Annotated in this window: 15 protein-coding genes; 4 read left to right on the top strand and 11 right to left on the bottom strand. The window is 71.3% G+C overall.

Annotation, left to right across the window (positions count from 1 at the left end; genetic code table 11):
* Window positions 1-54 precede the first annotated feature (54 nt).
* From ACH4LD_RS23775 to ACH4LD_RS23735, 9 genes are all read right to left on the bottom strand, one after another.
* A complete protein-coding gene (locus tag ACH4LD_RS23775; protein WP_398053749.1) occupies window positions 55-867 on the bottom strand; it encodes a phospholipid scramblase-related protein in 813 nt (270 codons plus the stop codon).
* Between the two features lie 66 nt (window positions 868-933).
* On the bottom strand, window positions 934-2982 hold the full coding sequence (locus tag ACH4LD_RS23770; protein WP_398053748.1) for a phosphocholine-specific phospholipase C: 2049 nt from the start codon (window positions 2980-2982) through the stop codon (window positions 934-936).
* A gap of 239 nt (window positions 2983-3221) precedes the next feature.
* Window positions 3222-5399, bottom strand: a complete 2178-nt coding sequence (locus tag ACH4LD_RS23765; protein WP_398053747.1) for a discoidin domain-containing protein — start codon at window positions 5397-5399, stop codon at window positions 3222-3224.
* Between the two features lie 123 nt (window positions 5400-5522).
* A complete protein-coding gene (locus ACH4LD_RS23760; RefSeq protein ID WP_398053746.1) occupies window positions 5523-7130 on the bottom strand; it encodes a glycoside hydrolase family 13 protein in 1608 nt (535 codons plus the stop codon).
* 33 nt (window positions 7131-7163) lie between these two features.
* A complete protein-coding gene (locus tag ACH4LD_RS23755; RefSeq protein ID WP_398053745.1) occupies window positions 7164-8045 on the bottom strand; it encodes a carbohydrate ABC transporter permease in 882 nt (293 codons plus the stop codon).
* The gene (locus ACH4LD_RS23750; protein ID WP_398053744.1) at window positions 8042-8995 is read right to left on the bottom strand and encodes a carbohydrate ABC transporter permease; all 954 of its coding nucleotides are present in this window, start codon (window positions 8993-8995) and stop codon (window positions 8042-8044) included. The genes ACH4LD_RS23755 and ACH4LD_RS23750 overlap by 4 nt, the downstream gene beginning before the upstream one ends.
* Window positions 8996-9000: 5 nt before the next feature.
* Complete coding sequence (locus ACH4LD_RS23745; RefSeq protein WP_398053743.1) at window positions 9001-10353, bottom strand: ABC transporter substrate-binding protein; 1353 nt, start codon at window positions 10351-10353, stop codon at window positions 9001-9003.
* 128 nt (window positions 10354-10481) lie between these two features.
* Window positions 10482-11480 carry a LacI family DNA-binding transcriptional regulator gene (locus ACH4LD_RS23740; RefSeq protein ID WP_398053742.1) on the bottom strand — a complete coding sequence of 333 codons (999 nt, stop codon included), beginning with the start codon at window positions 11478-11480 and terminating at the stop codon, window positions 10482-10484.
* A 459-nt stretch (window positions 11481-11939) separates the two neighbouring features.
* Window positions 11940-12611 (bottom strand): hypothetical protein, encoded by a 672-nt coding sequence (locus tag ACH4LD_RS23735; protein ID WP_398053741.1) that lies wholly within the window; start codon window positions 12609-12611, stop codon window positions 11940-11942.
* Window positions 12612-12852: 241 nt separating this feature from the next.
* On the opposite strand from ACH4LD_RS23735, the gene ACH4LD_RS23730 reads away from it, so the two are divergent.
* The 3 genes from ACH4LD_RS23730 (at window position 12853) to ACH4LD_RS23720 (ending at window position 14648) form a co-directional block, all read left to right on the top strand.
* Entirely contained in the window at window positions 12853-13509 is a 657-nt protein-coding gene (locus ACH4LD_RS23730; protein WP_030643317.1) for a helix-turn-helix transcriptional regulator, read from the top strand.
* Between the two features lie 14 nt (window positions 13510-13523).
* On the top strand, window positions 13524-14087 hold the full coding sequence (locus tag ACH4LD_RS23725; RefSeq protein WP_132782638.1) for a toxin-antitoxin system, toxin component: 564 nt from the start codon (window positions 13524-13526) through the stop codon (window positions 14085-14087).
* Window positions 14088-14420: 333 nt separating this feature from the next.
* Entirely contained in the window at window positions 14421-14648 is a 228-nt protein-coding gene (locus tag ACH4LD_RS23720) for a hypothetical protein (RefSeq protein ID WP_132782639.1), read from the top strand.
* A 78-nt stretch (window positions 14649-14726) separates the two neighbouring features.
* Here ACH4LD_RS23720 and ACH4LD_RS23715 read toward each other — a convergent pair whose 3' ends face one another.
* Both ACH4LD_RS23715 and ACH4LD_RS23710 read right to left on the bottom strand, forming a co-directional pair.
* Window positions 14727-15419: a 4'-phosphopantetheinyl transferase gene (locus ACH4LD_RS23715; RefSeq protein WP_398053740.1), complete on the bottom strand. Its 693-nt coding sequence runs from the start codon at window positions 15417-15419 to the stop codon at window positions 14727-14729.
* On the bottom strand, window positions 15367-16272 hold the full coding sequence (locus tag ACH4LD_RS23710; RefSeq protein ID WP_132782640.1) for a metallophosphoesterase: 906 nt from the start codon (window positions 16270-16272) through the stop codon (window positions 15367-15369). The genes ACH4LD_RS23715 and ACH4LD_RS23710 overlap by 53 nt, the downstream gene beginning before the upstream one ends.
* 444 nt (window positions 16273-16716) lie before the next feature.
* Here ACH4LD_RS23710 and ACH4LD_RS23705 point away from each other — a divergent pair, with 444 nt between their 5' ends.
* On the top strand, window positions 16717-17835 hold the full coding sequence (locus ACH4LD_RS23705) for an ATP-grasp domain-containing protein (protein ID WP_398053739.1): 1119 nt from the start codon (window positions 16717-16719) through the stop codon (window positions 17833-17835).
* The last annotated feature ends 56 nt before the right edge of the window (window positions 17836-17891 follow it).

The raw sequence follows: 17891 nt of genomic DNA, 5'->3' as shown, positions 1-17891 counted from the left end.
CCGCGGGCACCGGCCGCCGTCGCCGTGCTGCTTCCTGCCGTCCGGGCGTCCCGGTCAGCCCCAGCCGCGCGCGTCCTGCTTGAGCGCGGTGTCCACCGTCAGCGCCGTGGCCACCACGAGGCTCAGCAGCGGTTCGGGCAGTTGGTAGTGGATCTGCAGGACGTAGTTGTCCGCCGTCGTGAACAGGGTCTTGGCGAGGCCTTCCCAGGTCTTGGTGATCCGGGCGACCTCGTTGTCGGCGTGGTCGACGATCGCGAAGTTCCAGGCGCGCCAGTTCTCCGCCTTGATCGCGCCGACCTGCCGGCCGTTCGCCGTCATCGCGAAGTTGATCTTCCCGATCATGTTCTTCTGGACGATCTCGCCGACCGGTGAGCCGTCCGGGCGGGTCACGACCACCCGCGACTTGAAGATCTTCGCGGGCCGGGTCAGCAGCAGCTGCGGCCGGCCGTGGGCGTCGCGGATCTCCAGCTTGTGGGTGAGGAACTGGTCCAGGCTGGAGACGAAGCGCAGGATCTTGCGCAGCACGCCCTGACCGACCTGGGTGACCGAGCCGATCTCCCGGCCGTTCTGGTCCATGACCTTGTACTCGTTGGTCAGCTCGATCAGCTTGGCCTTCTGGTTCACGACCAGGACGGGCTCGGTGAAGAGGGTGCCGCCACCGGGGCCGCCGCCCGCGACGCCGGCCTGCTGCTGCACCTGGCGCTGCACCTTGGCGTCACCGGCCTGCTGCGGCGGAACCTGCCCGGCCTGCTGCTGGGCCGGGTTGGTGTGCTCGGTCCACTGCGTGCCGTCCCAGTAGCGGAGCGTCTGGGCCGCTCCGTGCGGATCCGGGTACCAGCCTGCAGGAGTGTTCGATTGCGTGGTCACCGGGGCACACTACCCTGATATGACCGGTACCTGACCAGTCCGCACGGAGCGGTGTTCATCGCCCGTTCACCCCGTGACGATCGCCGGGTCGCTGACGCCGGGCCGCCCGTTCTCCACGTGCCCGGCGAAGCCGCGCAGGAAGGCCGGGTCGGCGTCGAAGGTCACGGTCAGGTCGTACCAGCGCTTGCTCGCCGCGAGTGCGACGGTGTGCCGCACGGTCGCGCCGGGCCGGACCGTCACCGTCACCGGCTTGCCGCCGTAGCCGTCGACCAGCTTCAGCTTCGCCGTGCCGGAGCCCTTGTTGGTGAAGGTGAGCTCCACGTCGTCGCCCTTGTGACGGGCGGTGACCTCGGGGCCGGCGGCCTTGTTGCGGCCCTTGAAGACGCGCAGGAAGCCGTTGGGGCCGTGCACGGTGAGGTCGTAGTCGCCGCCGGAGTACACCGAGTTCCAGGTGTCCGAGAGCGTCTTGCCGGCCTCCGTGGTGTACGTCCAGGGGCCGTCGGTCCGGCTGTCGGACGTCACGAGGAAGACCGCGCCCGCGTGCGCCCCGGAGCCGAACGTGAGCGTGAACTTGCCGGCCGCGGTGTCCGCCGAACCGTCCACCAGGGGGGCGTACTTCAGCGGACGGGTGGGCCTGCTGCCCCGCTCCTGCCGGGGAAGCGTTCCGTTGGCGGGAGGCTTGGGCACGTAGTCGGGGTGGCGGTCGTGGTCCTTGGGCTGGTAGCCGGCCGTGGAGGGCAGCACGACCCGCGCGGTGTCCTTGCGGGAGAAGTCGAAGGCACTGGTCAGGTCGCCGCACACGGCCCGCCGCCAGGGCGAGATGTTCGGCTCCTGGACACCGAAACGACGCTCGATGAACCGGATGATCGAGGTGTGGTCGAGGGTCTCGGAGCAGACGTACCCGCCCTTGCTCCAGGGGGAGACCACCAGCATCGGCACGCGCTGGCCGAGCCCGTAGGGGCCGGCGACGTGGCCGGCGTCGCCCTTGAACAGGTCCGGCGCGGGGTCGACCGTCGACTTGCCCTGGGCGGCCGAGGCCGGCGGGTAGGGCGGGATGACGTGGTCGAAGAAGCCGTCGTTCTCGTCGTAGGTGATGAACAGCGCGGTCTTCCCCCACACGTCGGGGTCGGAGGTGAGCGCGTCGAGGACTTGGGAGACGTACCAGGCGCCGTAGTTGGCGGGCCAGTTCGGGTGCTCGGTGAAGGCCTCGGGGGCGACGATCCAGGAGACCTGGGGCAGCTTGCCGCCCTGGACGTCCGCCTTCAACTGGTCGAAGAAGCCCTCGCCCTTGCGGGCGTCGGTGCCGGTGCGGGCCTTGTCGTACAGCGGGTCGCCGGGCTTGGCGTTCCGGTACTGGTTGAAGTACAGCAGCGAGTTGTCGCCGTAGTTGCCGCGGTAGGCGTCGTTGATCCAGCCCCAGCCGCCGTTCGCGTCGAGGCCGTCGCCGACGTCCTGGTAGATCTTCCAGGAGACCCCGGCCCGCTCCAGGCGCTCGGGGTAGGTGGTCCAGCCGTAGCCCGCCTCGTCGTTGCCGAGGACCGGGCCGCCGCCCTTGCCGTCGTTGCCGGTGCAGCCCGTCCACATGTAGTAGCGGTTCGGGTCCGTGGAGCCGATGAAGGAGCAGTGGTAGGCGTCGCAGATGGTGAAGGAGTCGGCGAGCGCGTAGTGGAAGGGGATGTCGTCGCGGGTGAGGTACGCCATCGTCGTGGCGGACTTGGCGGGCACCCACTTGTCGTACTTGCCACCATTGAAGGCGGTGTGTCCGTCGTTCCAGCCGTGCGGGAGGTCCTGGATGAAGGCCAGGCCCAGGTCGTCGGCGTCCGGGTGGAAGGGCAGGACGTCCTTCGTGCCGTCGGACTGCTTCCAGACGGACCTGCCGTTCTGGGTGACCGAACGGGGGTCGCCGAAGCCGCGGACTCCTCGGAGCGAACCGAAGTAGTGATCGAAAGAACGGTTCTCCTGCATGAGGACGACGATGTGCTCGACGTCCTCCACCGATCCGGTGCGGTGGTGGGCGGGCAGGGCGGCCGCGCGCTGGATGCTGCTGGACAGCGCCGTGAACGCCGTGGTGGCGCCCGCGATCTGGAGGAAGCGCCGCCGGTTGACTTCGGGCATGGGTGAGGGTCCTCTCGTCCTGACGTACGCGATACCCGCCAGATGACGGAATCCGCGCGGAGCGAGTGTTCCAAGAGCAGCGAACGTCAGGGAAGGGTGCGATGGCGCGCACATGAAGTCGTGGGTACGGGAGGAAACCGGGTGCCGCCCGGACTCTCACCGGCCCCATGGGTGTGTGCGGGCGCCCCGGCCCGTCGTGGTGCCGGGGCGCCCGGTCCGGGCTGTGCGGGTCGGGGCGGTCAGGGGGTCTGGTACGCCTCCACCTCGCTGAACTGGCCCGCCGGCCAGCCCGTGTTCGCGGTGACGGTCAGGCGTAGGTAGCGCAGGTTCGTGCCGCTCGGCAGAGTCACGGTCGCGGTGTTGCCGGTGGCCGGGTCGAAGCGGTAGCCCTGCGCGCCCAGTACGGTCGAGTAGCCGGAGCCGTCGGTGCTGCCGAGCACCGTGACGGTCTGGGTGCGGGCGCCCCAGGCCGAGGACGGCGGCAGCTTCAGCACCAGGCGGCGCACGGCGTAGGAGGAGCCGAGGTCGACGGTGAGGGACTGCGGGAAGGCGTTGTTGGTGGACTCCCAGTACGAGTTCGCGTCGCCGTCGACCGCCTTGCCGGGGGTGTAGACGTCCTGGGAGCCGGTCGCGGTGGCCGGGCGGCCCTTGGCGAGGTTGCGGTTCGGGTCGGGTTCCGGGTTGCCCTGCCCCGGCTGCGGCCAGGTGGAGCAGTCCGACCAGGTGCTGGACCAGCCGGAGTTGCCGCCGCCGTCGGTGAGGGCGAAGGAGCCGGAGTTCGCCGGGTAGGGGCAGTTGTAGACGCCGGCCGCGCCGACCTGGGTCGCGGTGACGTTCTTGAAGGTCGCCGCGCCCTGGGCCTCGGCCTGGACCACGACCGTGCCGGTGTTCCGCACGGTCGCGCCGGTGACGTTGACGTTCCGCACCGGGTAGCCCTGGCCGCCGCCGGAGACGAACTCGAAGGCGCTGTAGGGGCTGTCGGTGATCGTCGTGTTGGTGATGTTCACGGTCGCGTTGATGGCGCTGTCGTAGGAGTCGACGCGCAACGCGCCCATGGGGTGGTTCCAGTTGGGGTTCATCGCGCCGGTGCGCACCAGCGTGTTGCCGTCGACCGTGATGGTGCCGGCGAGGGGGTGGAACGGGTCGAGGAACTTCTGGTTGGAGATGGCGATACCGCTGCCGAGGGCGTTGGTGTCGGAGACCAGGTTGTTGCGCACGGCGATGTCGGTGCCGCCGTAGATGGCGATGCCGTTGGCGAGGTTGGGCTGCGAGATCGTGTTGTTCTCGAAGCTGGAGTCGGTGTCCGGGGAGTACAGCGACCACATGGCGAGGGAGTCGTCGCCCTGGTTGCGCAGGAAGTTGTTGCGGACGCGGACGCCCTTCGCCGTGCCGTTGAGGTTGAGTCCGTCGGCGGTGGTGTCGAGGATGCGGTTGTTCTCCACCACCAGGTTGTCGTTGTTGCCCGTGAGCCACAGGCCGACCTTCAGGTGCTGGATCCACATGCCGGAGACCGAACTGTTCGGTCCGAGTGAGCCGTTGACGAAGTTGTCCGGGCTGGAGTCGACGCGTTCGGTGACCTCGCCGATGACCGCGAAGTCCTTGATGCGGACGTTGCCCGCCGAGCCGGACTGGTCGATGAAGCGCGAGGTGTGCACGACCGAGTACCAGCTGCCCGCGCCCTGCAGGGTCACGTTCTGGACGCCGCTGAGCGAGGACGTGACACGGTAGTCGCCCGGCGGTATCCACACCGTGCCGCCCTGGGCGGCGGCGATGGCGTCGCGGAAGGCCTGGGTGGAGTCGCCGTTGCCGCTGGGGTCGGCGCCCTTGGAGACGACGGACACCGAACCGGCGGGCTGGCCGGCGGCCGGGGCGACCTGTTCGAAGTCGGCGACGTCGACGGTGACCTGGACGCCGGCCGCCTCCACGGCGACCTTGTCGCCGGCCTGGACGTTCTGCCCGATCAGCAGCCGGGTGTTGTCGAAGAAGTGGTGCGTCTTCGCGCCGGGGATCCAGCCGGTGTCGACGTAGGAGTACTTGGAGGTCACCGGGAGGGTCTTGGCGAGCTTGGTGCCGTTGACGTACACGTTCAGGGATCCGGACTGACCGTCCGGCACGCTGTAGGCGACGTTCACCGCGTTGGCGGCGCGCGGCACGGTGAACTCCACCCGCTGCCCGGGGGACAGCCGGACGGCCTGCCGGCCGGAGGCCTCCGAGGCGAGGCTGCCCTGGGTGTAGTCCGGACCGATCTTCGTGCCGTTGCCGGTCGCCGACTCGGCCTCCACGGAGGTGAAGGGGAGGGTGGCGCCCGCGACCGCGTGGGCGGCCGGGGCGACGCTGACGAGCATGCCCGCGGCCAGGGCGACGACCGCCCCGATGGCCGGCATGCGCCGGAGGTGTCCGGCGGTGCTGGGGTGCATGTGCTGATCCCTTCGTGGTGGGGGTGCGGGGGATAGCAAGGTGCGTATCTACGGGCGCGGCTCGGACGCGCGACCAGCCGCCGTACGGCCCGGCTCGGGCGCGCCACCGGGCCGCCGCGCGGCTCAGGCGCGCAGCCAGGCCGCCGTGTCCTGCGGCAGCCGGCCCGCGTCGTCCAGCGGGCCGCTGCTGAGCAGGAGCCGGGAGTGCGCGGGCAGGTCGGCGGGCGTGGCCGCGAGGTTGACCACGCACAGCGCCGCGTCCGCGCGGGAGAAGGCGAGCACGCCGTCGGGGGCGGGCAGCCAGGTCAGGGGGCCGTCGCCGAACTCGGGGCGCAGCGCGATGGCCTGGCGGTAGAGGGTGAGCAGGGAGTGGGGGTCTCGCTGCTGCCGGTCGACCGCGTACGAGGGCCAGTCGGCCGGCTGCGGCAGCCAGGGCTCCTCGCGGGAACCGAAGCCCGCGTACGGCAGACCGGCGGCCCAGGGCAGCGGCACCCGGCAGCCGTCACGGCCGGGGTCGGCGCCCCGCGAGCGGAAGTACATCGGGTCCTGGATGCGGTCGGCCGGGATCTCGGCCTCCGGCAGGCCCAGCTCCTCGCCCTGGTAGAGGTACACCGATCCGGGCAGCGCGAGCGACAGCAGGGCGGCGGCCCGCGCCCGCCGGGTGCCGAGCGCCAGGTCGGTGGGGATGCCGGAGGCCCTGGTGGCGAAGTCGAAGGCGGTGTCCTCGCGGCCGTACCGGGTGACCGTGCGGGTGACGTCGTGGTTGCACAGCACCCAGGTGGCCGGGGCGCCGACGGGGGCGTGCTCGGCGAGGGTGGTGTCGATGGAGGCGCGCAGCCGGCCGGCGTCCCAGGGGCAGGACAGGAACGAGAAGTTGAAGGCGGTGTGGAGTTCGTCGGGGCGCAGGTACCGGGCGAAGCGTTCGGCGTCGGGGAGCCAGACCTCGCCGACGAACACCCCGCCGTACTCGTCGGCCACCCGGCGCCAGGAACGGTAGATGTGGTGGAGTTCGTCGCGGTCGACGAACGGGTGCGGCTCCGGGTGGGCGGCGAGGTCGGGAAGGTCCGGGTCCTTGGCGAGGAGGGCCGCCGAGTCGATGCGGACGCCGGCGACGCCCCGCTCGAACCAGAAGCGCAGGATGTCCTCGTGCTCCTGGTGGACCGCCGGATGCGCCCAGTTGAGGTCGGGCTGTTCGGGGGTGAACAGGTGCAGGTACCAGTCGCCGTCGGGCAGGCGGGTCCACACCGGGTCGGTGGAGCCGACGAACTGGGACGGCCAGTCGTTCGGCGGGAGTTCACCGTGCGCGCCGCGTCCGGGCCGGAAGTGGAACAGCTCGCGCTCGGGGCTGCCCGGCCCGGCGGCGGCCGCGGCCCGGAACCAGGGGTGCTGGTCGGAGACGTGGTTGGGCACGATGTCGACGATGGTGCGGATGCCCAGCTCACGGGCCTCGGCGATGAGTTTCTCGGCCTCGGCGAGGGTGCCGAAGGCGGGGTCGATGGCCCGGTAGTCGGCGACGTCGTAGCCGCCGTCCTTCAGCGGGGACACGTACCACGGTGTGAACCACAGGGCGTCCACGCCGAGTTCGGCGAGGTACGGCAGCCGGGCGCGGACGCCCGCGAGGTCGCCGGTGCCGTCGCCGTCGCCGTCCGCGAAGCTGCGGACGTACACCTGGTAGATGACGGCCGAGCGCCACCAGTCAGGGTCTTTCCGGGCATGGCTGGGCTGTCCCACTGGGCTTGCCTTTCTGTAGACGGGGCGGCGGCGTCAGCCCTTGGTGCTGCCCGCGCTGATCCCGGCGATGATGTGCCGCTGGAAGACGAGGAACAGCGCCACCATCGGGATGCTGGCGATCACCATCGCGGCGATGAGCACGGTGAGCTGGATGTTCTGCGACAGCTGGACCAGGGCGACGCTGATCGGCTGCTTGCCGGTGTCGGAGAAGACCATCAGCGGCCACAGGAAGTCCTGCCAGACGGCGACCAGCGCGAAGATCGACACCACGCCGAGCACCGGCCTGGACATGGGCAGGACGACGGACCACAGGACGCGGAGCCTGCCGGCGCCGTCGATCTCGGCGGCCTCCAGGACATCGCGCGGCAGCTGATCGAAGAATCGTTTGAGCAGGTAGAGGTTGAAGGCGTTGGCGACGGCCGGCAGCCAGATGGCGAGAGGGTCGTTGAGCAGGCTGGTGTGGATCAGCGGCAGGTCGGCGACGGTCAGGTACTTCGGGACGACCAGCGCCTGCGCCGGGACCATGAGCGTGGCGAGGATGCCGCCGAGGACCACTTTGCCGAAGGCGGGCCTCAGCTTGGACAGGGAGTAGGCGGCGGCCGTGCAGAACACCAGCTGGAAGGCCCAGGCGCCGGCCGCCTGGACGAGCGTGTTCCCCAGGTGCCGGGGGAGCTCCATGAGGTCCCAGGCGTCGGTGTAGCCGCTCAGGTGCCAGTGCTCGGGAAGGAGCGTCGGCGGGGTGCGGGCCACCTCGTCCGGGGACTTCAGGGCGCCGGTCGCCATCCAGTACACGGGGAAGAGGAAGGCGAGCGCGAAGAGGACGACGGCGGCCGTGAACACCGTCCAGTAGAGGATCCTCCCGCGCGGGCGGGCGAGGGTGACCGGGGAGATCAGGGTGCGGGTGCCGGTGGTCATGCGTCCGCCTCGGAGCGGGTGAGCCGCAGGTAGACCGCGGAGAAGGTGCCGAGCAGCAGCAGGAGCATCACGCTGAGGGCGCAGGCGCCGCCGAAGTCGTTGTAGAGGAAGGCGTACTTGTAGATGAGGTAGAGGACGGTGACGGTGGCGTTCTCGGGGCCGCCGCCGGTGATGACGAACGGTTCGGTGAACACCTGCATGGTGGCGATGATCTGGAGGAGCATCAGCATCAGGATCACGAACCGGGTCTGCGGGACCGTGACGTGTCGGACGCGCTGGAGGAGGTTCGCGCCGTCGAGTTCGGCCGCCTCGTAGAGCTCGCCGGGGATGGACTGGAGGGCGGCCAGGTAGATGAGGACGGTGCCGCCCATGTTGGCCCACGTGGCGACGATGACCAGGGAGATCAGGGCGGTGTCGGTGCCATTGGACCAGTTCGAGGTGGGCAGGTGCAGGAAGCGCAGCGTCTCGTTGGCGAGGCCGGCTCCGGGGTCGTAGAACCACTTCCACAGCAGGGCGCTGACCACCGGCGGGATCATCACCGGCAGGTAGACCACGACCCGGAAGAAGGCTTTGGCGTGCCGCAGTTCGTTGAGCACCAGGGCCAGGACGAAGGGGATCGCGAAGCCGATCAGGAGGGCCAGCAGGGTGAAGGTGAGGGTGTTGCGCCAGGCGGCCGTGAACTCGGGGTCGTGCAGGACCCGGGTGAAGTTGGCGGTGCCGACCCACTCGGGCGGTGAGCCCGGGGTGTACTTCTGGAAGGCGATGACGACCGCGCGGATCGCCGGGTACCAGGAGAACAGGGCGAAGCAGAGCAGGCCGCCGAGGAGGAAGCCGTAGGCGTGGACCTGGTCGGTGAGGCGGCGCCGCCTCCGGTCCCCTGCCGGGGGCGGCGCCGGGACCGGGGGGACGGCGGCGTGCGCCGAGGGCCGTCGCTCGGCCGTCTTCGTCATGGTGGTCAGCTCCGGGCCAGAATGCTGTCGATCTTGCCGGACGCCTCCTTGAGGAGCTGGTCGACGTCGGCGTCCTTCTTGGTGAGGACGGCGGAGACGGTGCCGTCGAGGACGGAGTAGATCTGCTGGGCGTGCGGCGGTTCGATCTTCAGCTGGAGCTTGTGGTTGCCGTCGAGGAACGCCTGGTAGTTCTCCACCGGGACGTTGGCGTTGGCCTTCTTCACCCGCTGGTCGGTGGCGTCGGCGGCACCGGTGAACAGGCGCGGCTCGGGCAGGCCGACGGGGGCGTCGTGCTTCTTGGCGCGCGCGTAGTCGCCGAGGAAGCCCTTGCCCGGGGTGAGGAACATGTGGTCGAGCCACTTCAGGCCGGCCCGGATCTGGGCGGGCGTGGCCTTCTTGTTGAACATGTAGCCGTCGCCGCCGATGAGGGTGCCCTTGCCGCCCGGCATGGGGGCCAGGGCGAGGTCCTTGTAGTTGCCGCCCTTCTCCTTGACGAGGATCGGGATGTTGTCGGGGGCGGCGAGGTACATGCCGAGCTTGCCCGAACCCATCATCTGCTGCGCGTCGTTGATGATGAGGAGCTGCTTGCTGCCCATCGAGTCGTCGGTCCACCGCATGTCGTGCAGGTTCTTCAGGACGGCGCGGCCCTCGGGGGTGTCGATGGTGGCCTTCTTGCCGTCGGCGCTGACGACGTCGCCGCCCTGGGAGTACAGCTCGGCGGTGAAGTGCCAGCCGCCCTGGTTCTGCGCGCTGTAGTCGGCGTAGCCGACGGTGCCGTCGCCGAGGGCGGCGATCCTCTTGGCGGCGGCGCGGACCTCGTCCCAGGTCGCCGGGGGCTTGTCGGGATCCAGTCCGGCCTTCTCGAAGAGCGCGCGGTTGTAGATCAGCCCCATCGAGTATCCGGTGCGCGGGATGCCGTAGACCTTCCCGTCGACGGTGTAGATGTCCCGCAGCTGCTTCTGGATGCTGTCGTAGTTCTTGAGTTCCTTGAGGTACGGGGTGAGGTCGGCGGCCTGGCGGACGTCGACGACGTGCCGCGCGTCCGTGAAGTACGTGTAGAACACGTCCTCCATCTGGCCGCCGGCGAGCTTGGCGTCGAAGGTCTTCGGGTCCTGGCAGGGGAAGGCGTCGTGCGCGACGACGTCGATGTCCGGGTTGGCTTCCTCGAAGGACGCGACGTCCGCCTCGAAGAAGGAGCGGTCGAGCTTGGCGCTCCTGGGCGGCTCGCAGTTGACGGTGATACGGGTCTTGCCGCTCGCCGAATCGTCGTCACCGGACCCGCAGGCGGTGGCGGCGAGGGCGAGGGACGAACAGACGCCGATCGCGAGGACGGCACGGCGGAACCCGGTGTGTCTCATCGGTGGACCCCTCATGGCACTCATGGCAGGAGCGGTGGGCGTCGCACACTCAAGCACCGCCGACATCGGACCGCAAGATGTCGCGCAGAATCTGCAATTGTTTGACAGCGTGACGGAGCTATCTGATCTCAGTCGCGCGGGGCTTGCGCGGTGGAGCCGCGCACCACCAGCTCCGGCTCGAACAGCAGCTCCTCGGCGGGTACGGCGGTGCCCCCGATCTGCGCGTTCAGCAGCTCCACGGCCGCGCGCCCCATGGCTTCGATGGGCTGGCGGACGGTGGTCAGCGGGGGCTCGGTGCAGTTCATGAACGCCGAGTCGTCGTAGCCGACGACCGAGATCCGGCCCGGGACGCTGTACCCCTTGCGGCGCGCCGCCCGGACGGCGCCGAGTGCCAGCGGGTCCGAGGCGCAGATGATGCCGGTGACGCCCCGGTCGATCAGGCGTGCTGCGGCGGCGTGACCGCCCTCGATGGAGAAGATGGCCCGCGCGACGAACTCGTCCGGCAGCTCGCCGGCGATCGCGCGGGCGGCGGCCAGCTTGCGCGCCGACGGCACGTGGTCGCCGGGGCCGAGCACCAGGCCGATGCGCTCGTGCCCGAGGGAGGCCAGGTGCCGCCAGGCCTGCTCGACGGCGACGGCGTCGTCGCAGGACACGCCCGGGAAGCCGAGGTGTTCGATGGCCGCGTTGACCAGCACGACCGGGATGTTGCGCTCGGCGAGCAGCCGGTAGTGGTCGTGCGGCGCGTCGGCCTGGGCGTACAGGCCGCCGGCGAAGACGACTCCGGAGACCTGCTGCTGGAGCAGCAGCTCCACGTAGTCCGCTTCCGACACCCCGCCCTTGGTCTGGGTGCACAGCACCGGGGTCAGCCCGAGCTGGGCCAGGGCACCGCCGATGACCTCGGCGAACGCCGGGAAGATGGGGTTCTGCAACTCGGGCAGGACGAGACCGACGAGCCGGGCGCGCTCACCGCGCAGCTGGGTGGGACGCTCGTAGCCGAGGACGTCCAGAGCCGTCAGCACCGCCTGCCGGGTGACTTCGGAGACTCCGGGCTTGCCGTTGAGGACCCGGCTGACCGTGGCCTCACTGACCCCGACCTTCTTCGCCACTTCCGCAAGTCGTCGCGTCATGAGCGCAAGCGTAGCGCAAATCATGCAAGCGGTTTGCGTCAAGGGGGCGCGTGGAGTCGGGGCGCGGGAGGACTCGGGGGCCCGGGAGGAATCGGGGGGGCGTGCGCAAGGCGTCTGGGGCGCGCGCCAGGAGGTGGGTCCGCATGGGGAGTCGGGGGTCCGGGCGAGAGTCGGAGCCATGCGCAACGAGTCGGTGGTGCCCCACGAGTCCGGGGCGTGCCCCACGAGTCCGGGGCGTGCGCAAGAAGCCCCTGGCGTGCGCAAGAAGCCGCCGGCGTGCGCAAGGAGTCCGGGGCATGTGCCGAGAGTCGGGGGCGTATGCCAGGAGTCGATGGCGCGCGCCGGGAGTCCCCCGGGGTGCCCGCCGGGAAGGCAGCGGCGCCGCTCGGCCCGTGTGCGGCCGGTGTTCCGGTCCGGCGCCCGGCGCCGTCGGTGGCCCGGAACGCCGGCGGTGCCGGGTCAGTCCTCCGTGGACGGCACGACCGTCAGGTGCGAGGCGGCGTCCCGCGGGCGGCGCGGACGGCGGACCGGTACGGCGGGCCGGCGGGGGTCGCGCAGGACCATCGTCAGACGCCGGTAGCCCAGCTCCCGCAGCACCGGCGGGATCTCCTCGACGATGCGGCACTCGGTGCGCCCGCGCCGCGGGTCCGGGTGGTGCAGGAGGCGTACCGCGCCGTCGAGGCGGGTCGCGGCCTCACCGACGGCCCGTATCCAGTGCGGCAGGCCCTGCCGGTAGGCGGCCTCCATGATCGGGTCCTGGGCGATCTCCCGGCGCACCGCCTGGAGTTCGTGGTCGTGCGTGTGGGTCTCCAGGGCGGTGCGGAGCTGGGCCAGCATCGGCAGGCACCAACCGGGCTCGTGCTCGCCGAGGACCTCGCCGGCGTCCGGGTGGAAGAGCACGAACCGGAGGAAGTTCTCCCCCGGCATGGCCGTGGGGTGGGGGCGCACACCGTGGAAAAGTGTCTCGAACGCGCTGTTCGCCATGACCACGTTCCAGTGGTGGTCGACGACCAGGGACGGGCAGGACTGTGACTCCAGCAGCGCTCCGTAGTCCTGGAGGTACGCCTGGATCTCGCAGGTGTCGGGGACGGGCCGCGGTGCCGGCCGCTGCCCTCCTGCCTGATGTGCCATCGGGAGGTCACCCCTCTTGCCTCTGCGGCCTTTCTCGCGGCGATGCGATCCTGGTGCCCAGGCAAGAGCCATGTCAACTATCGTGGCATTTCGTGCCGGTCGACGGCTGAAATTCGCCACAGTTGTGGCGACACCTGGATGCGAGTTCGAGGCACCCGCTACTCTCCGGGAAGTTCACGGCGATCGCTCGTGAGAAGCACGGACGCATCTGAAGCCCTCTAGAGACGTAGGAGTTCTGTCGGTGACGGATGGCTACGAGGATCCGGGCGCCTCGGCGACCGCCCAGCTGCCGGCCGTCGTCGCCCGCGTCACCGCGCTCGCCGACCGCCTCGGCGTCCCGCACGCCGAGGTCTTCGACGTGGGGCGGCTCTCCATCGCCTGCGGGGTGCCGGAGCCGGTGGTCAAGGCTCTGCTCAGCGGTCGGCCCGCGGGCGAGCCGGACGTCCAGGCCCGCTTCCTCCAGCGCCTGGACCTGCTGCGCCGCACCCGGCTGAAGCCGGGCGGCCGCCGTTACACCCAGCAGGAGATCGCCGACGGCGCGGGCATGTCACGGCAGCAGGCCGGTGCCCTGATCAACGGCGACCGGCGGCCCACCATGGAGCACTGCGACGCCCTCCAGCGCTTCTTCCGGGTGCACGCCGGCTTCCTCACCGCGGAGGACCCCGAGGCGCTGGCGGGCGCGCTGCAACGCACCGAGCAGGAGCTGCTGCAGAAGCTCGCGGACCGGGAGCGGGCCGCCGCCGAGGACCCGGAGGATCCGCTGGAGCGGCTGCTGCAGGACCACGGCGTGCGCGGAATCGCCTGGCGCGCCGCGCAGTTGCCCACCGACCAGCACCGGGACAAGGTCGCTGAGTGGCTCGACATGCTCCTGGAGAGCGTCAAGCGGCCCGAGTCGTGAGCCGGGGGAGAACTGTGGGCATCGGCAGGGACATGCGCCGGCTGTGCAACGAACTGGTGGGCGGGCTCACGCTGCCCGTGCCCGCGCCTCCGGGTGAGCTGTACCGCGCGCTGTGCGAGGCGATGAGCCACCGGCGTGGGCGTCCGGTGCACTTCCGTACGGCCGTCTTCCCGCCCGGCACGGCCAGCGGACTGTGGCTGGACCTGACCGACCGGGACGTCGTCGTGGTGGAGGAACGCACCGCGCCCGAGCACCAGTTGGTGATCCTGGGCCACGAGCTGTGGCACATGCAGGCCGACCACTGCGGGCTCCACATGGACGGCGTCGGCGTCGGCGCCGCGACCCGGCTGCTGGGCGACCACACCGACCAGGAAGCGCTCCAGGCGGCGGTGCAACGCGTCGCGGCCCGCAGCCGCTTCGACGCCGCCGATGAGCGGGACGCCGAGACGTTCGGACTGCTGCTGGCCAGCAAGTGCCGTACGTGGTTGGCCGGTTCGGCGCTGCGCGGGCCCGTGCAGCGGGACGGCGTGGCCGGCCGCATCGAGGCGTCGCTGGGATACCCGGGTCCACAGGGCTGAACCGGACGGGTCTCGCCGGCCGGGCGGCTCCGCGGCGCCCGGGGTGCGCTCGACGCCGTGCACGCGAGAAGCCGACACCGCACCGGACCCGACCGGACCGGACCGGACCGGACCGGGTTGTGACGCACGGAAGTTGAGAAACGTTTCGCCGGGTCGGGCAGCACGTCGTGCGGGACGATCGGGGCGGTTCCGCCTCGGCTGAGCGGGCTAACCGGCGCGGAGCCGGGCGGCGTTGTCAGTGGTGGGCGGCAAGCTGGGAGTGTGCGCCGTACGACGCGGTGCACGGCGCCGCAGGGCGCGTGACCGTGACGCCTACTCGGGGAGAGCCGACCGATGCCCACCGCCGTACTGACCGACCGCGAGCGTACCGCCGTACAGGCCTACCTGCGCCTGCTGCATACGGTGCGCGCCGCCTTCGACGGGCCACCGGACGAGGACCGGCCCGCCGTCGTCCCGCCCGTCGTGCTCGCGGAGGCCGAACAGGCACTGGCCCGGGCGGGGCTCGCGGGCAACGAGGCGGAGTTCTTCCGGCTCCTGCACGACTGGTGCCGGCCAAGCTGAGCGTCGTGACGGCTCAGCGCCGCCGCCGTCACCCGTACGACGCGGTGACGGCGGCGGTGGCGGCGGCCTGGGCCGCTGTCAGAGGTGTGGGGCGGGGTGCGGTATGACCACCGACGTGGCCACCACGCCGTGCCGTACGGTCCACCGGCCCTCGAAGGTCTGGAGCCGGTGCCCGCCGACCAGGGGGCCGGGGACGAGGAGCTCGGCGTGCAGGGCGCCGGAGGTTTCGCCCTCGGCGTCCGGCCGCACGGTGATGTCGGCCTCGGAGAAGTCCAGCCAGGTGCGGGTGAGCGGGAACCACGCCTTGTAGACGGACTCCTTGGCGCTGAACAGCAGCCGGTCCCAGTGCACGGCGGGCCACCGCGCGGCCAGCCGGCCGAGCCGCTCGGCCTCGGCGGGCAGGAAGACGGAGGGGCCCACCCCGTCCGGCAGCGGTCCGTGCGGTTCGGCGTCGATCCCCAGGGAGACGAGGTCGGTGGCGCGGACCAGCGCGGCGGCGCAGTAGCCGTCGCAGTGGGTCATGCTGCCGAGCAGCCCGTCCGGCCAGCGCGGGGCGCCCCGCTCGCCGGTGAGCACGGGCTGCCCAGGCACGCCGAGCTTCTCCATGGCGCGCCGGGCGCAGCCCCGGGCGGCCGCGAACTCACGGCGCCGCTTGGCCACCGCGCGCGCGACGAGCGCCTCCTCCGCCGGGTGGAGCGGGGAGTCCCACAGCGGGTCGTCAGCGCGCGCCTCCACGGCCACGACCGACTCCGGGAGCAGCTCCTCGATCACCTGCTTCGACCTCCATCGGCAGGACGCGGCGCAGCCTTCCCGGCGGATCCGGGCGCTTGCGCCACTCGCGTGGGTATCCCACGGAGACCTCCATGAACCGGACTCCGTCGTGCCAGGTGGTGCGGGGGATGTGCAGATGGCCGTAGACCATGGTGGCGACCCGGAACCGGCGGTGCCAGTCGGCGGTCAGCGTGGTGCCGCACCACATGGCGAACTCGGGATGCCACAGGACCTCGGTGGGGTGCCGGTCCAGCGGCCAGTGCCCGGCCAGCACGGTCGGCAGGTCCGCGGGCAGCTCGGCCAGCCTGCGCTCGGTCTCGGCGACCCGGGCCCGGCACCACGCCTCACGGGTCGGGTAGGGGTCGGGGTGGAGCAGGAACTCGTCGTTGCAGACGATGCCCGTGCTCTCCGCGTAGGCCAGGCCCTCCGCCTTGGTGGCGGAGCCGGCCGGCAGGTACGAGTAGTCGTAGAGCAGGAACAGGGGGGCCACGACGACCGGACCGCCCGCGCCGTGCCAGACGGGGTAGGGGTCCTCGGGGGTGACGACGCCCAGCTCGCGGCACACCTCGACCAGGTGCTCGTAACGGGCGACGCCACGCAGCGTGACCGGGTCGCTCGGATGGGTCCACAGCTCGTGGTTCCCGGGTGCCCACAGCACCTTGCGGAAGCGGCTCGCGAGGGTGCCGAGGGCCCAGCGGATGTCGGCGACGGTCTCCGCGACATCGCCGGCCACGATCAGCCAGTCGTCGTCGCTCTCGGGGCGCATGCCGTCGATCAGGGCGCGGTTGTCCGGATAGCCGATGTGGAGGTCGCTGATGGCCAGCAGCTGTCCGGCCCCGGCCGTCGACTCCACCCCGCACACCCCTTCCGATCATCTGATGACACAACGAGAACACATGCCCGGGGCACCGGACAAGAGGTTCCCCCCGCCGCGTGTCGCGATCCGGGCCCGGTCCGCCGCCTGTCGCGATCCGGGCTCGGTCGCCTCGCGCGCGTCCGGGACGGGACGGCCCGCGCCTCCGTGACCGGACGGCCCAGGAATCCGTGATCGGACGGCCCGCGCCTCCGTGACCGGACGGCCCGCGCCTCCGTGACCGGACGGCCCGCTCCTCCGTGACCGGACGGCCCGCGAATCCGTAACACCCGCGTTGCACGGCGGACCCTTGGAAAGCCGTATGATCGCCCCAACACCAGCGCCCTCAACCCCCCTTTTCCCGGGGCTGTTTGGTGACCCTTCCTCCCTCCTGCCCGGGCACGGGCCGCTCCGCCCTGCCCGCACACCCGAAAGGCGGCCTGCATGCTCTCTCGCGTACGCGTCTGGCTCAACCGCACGTACGCGGAGAACGTGTTCTTCATGGATCAGCTGCGGAGAAATCCCAGCGACCGCGCGGTCGAGATCCACGCCACGCACGGCGACCCGGACTCCCCGGTGCTGGCCGCCGCCGACACCGCCGAGCTGGAGCCGGAGGGCCTGTCCCCGGCCGCGTACGTGGAGTACGCCCTCGACCAGTGCGCCCGGCGCGGCATCGACGTGTTCGTGCCCCGGCTGCACCAGGCCGCGATCGTGGCGCACCGGGCCGAGTTCGCGGCGGCCGGTACGGCGCTGCTGGCACCGACACCCGAGGCGGTCGCCGTGTTCGAGGACAAGGGGATCGCGTACGAGGCGGTCCGCTCGGTGGGTGTCCCGGTACCGCCGTGGCACCGGGTCCGCACGGCGGACGAACTCGTCGCCGCCGTCGAGGAGTTGGAGGCGGCCGGGCACCGGGCGTGCTTCAAGCCGGCCGCAGGCGCGGGCGGGGTCGGCTTCCGGATGATCACCCGGGCCCCCTTCTCGCTCACGCACCTGACCGGCTTCCCGGGCCCGTACGTACAGCTCGACCTGGTCGTGGAGGCGCTGCGGCGGGCCGAGGAGCCCGTGGACTGGCTGGTGATGCCGCGCCTGGAGCAGCCCGAGGTGTCCGTCGACTGCCTGACCGGGCCGGACAACCGGGTCCGGCTCGCGGTGGGCCGCACCAAGAACGGCCGCCGCCGGGGCTTCACCCTGGACGAGCGGTGGCTGGCGCCGGCCCGGCTGATCGCGGAGGGCTTCGGACTGCACCACCTGTCCAACATCCAGTTCCGGATGCTCGGCGACCGGCCGGTGCTGTTGGACGTCAACACGAGGCCCGCGGGTGGCCTGCACCAGCTGTCGCTCTGTGGGGTGAACGCGCCGTGGGCCGCCGTGCAGGTGGCACTGGGCGAGGACCCGGGGGTGATCGAGCCGCCGTTCCTGGGGCAGGACTACACGGTGGTGTCGGGGCCGCGTCCGCTGGCGCCCGCGGCGCTTCCGCGGCAACGCGTGGAGTCCGAGGTCCTGCTGCCCGCGGTGCCGGCGCCCGTGCGGGCGGCTTCGGCCGGCGAGGTGCTGCCGCTCTAGGTCGCCGGGCGGCCGCGGGTGCGCCGTGGCTCGTCGCGCGCTTCTCCGTGACCTTT

The sequence above is a fragment of the Streptomyces sp. NPDC017676 genome, assembly GCF_044329325.1.
Lineage (GTDB): Bacteria > Actinomycetota > Actinomycetes > Streptomycetales > Streptomycetaceae > Streptomyces.
Note: the sequence above shows the minus strand (reverse complement) of the source record. Positions and strands in the feature narration are given on the sequence as shown.

What these genes read in the sequence shown, in the direction of transcription:
- ACH4LD_RS23770 (WP_398053748.1), bottom strand. Translation starts at nt 2,982, where the DNA reads ATGCCCGAAGTCAACCGGCGGCGCTTCCTCCAGATCGCGGGCGCCACC.
- ACH4LD_RS23765 (WP_398053747.1), bottom strand. Translation starts at nt 5,399, where the DNA reads ATGCACCCCAGCACCGCCGGACACCTCCGGCGCATGCCGGCCATCGGG.
- ACH4LD_RS23755 (WP_398053745.1), bottom strand. Translation starts at nt 8,045, where the DNA reads ATGACCACCGGCACCCGCACCCTGATCTCCCCGGTCACCCTCGCCCGC.
- ACH4LD_RS23750 (WP_398053744.1), bottom strand. Translation starts at nt 8,995, where the DNA reads ATGACGAAGACGGCCGAGCGACGGCCCTCGGCGCACGCCGCCGTCCCC.
- ACH4LD_RS23745 (WP_398053743.1), bottom strand. Translation starts at nt 10,353, where the DNA reads ATGAGACACACCGGGTTCCGCCGTGCCGTCCTCGCGATCGGCGTCTGT.
- ACH4LD_RS23740 (WP_398053742.1), bottom strand. Translation starts at nt 11,480, where the DNA reads ATGACGCGACGACTTGCGGAAGTGGCGAAGAAGGTCGGGGTCAGTGAG.
- ACH4LD_RS23735 (WP_398053741.1), bottom strand. Translation starts at nt 12,611, where the DNA reads ATGGCACATCAGGCAGGAGGGCAGCGGCCGGCACCGCGGCCCGTCCCC.
- ACH4LD_RS23720 (WP_132782639.1), top strand. Translation starts at nt 14,421, where the DNA reads ATGCCCACCGCCGTACTGACCGACCGCGAGCGTACCGCCGTACAGGCC.
- ACH4LD_RS23705 (WP_398053739.1), top strand. Translation starts at nt 16,717, where the DNA reads ATGCTCTCTCGCGTACGCGTCTGGCTCAACCGCACGTACGCGGAGAAC.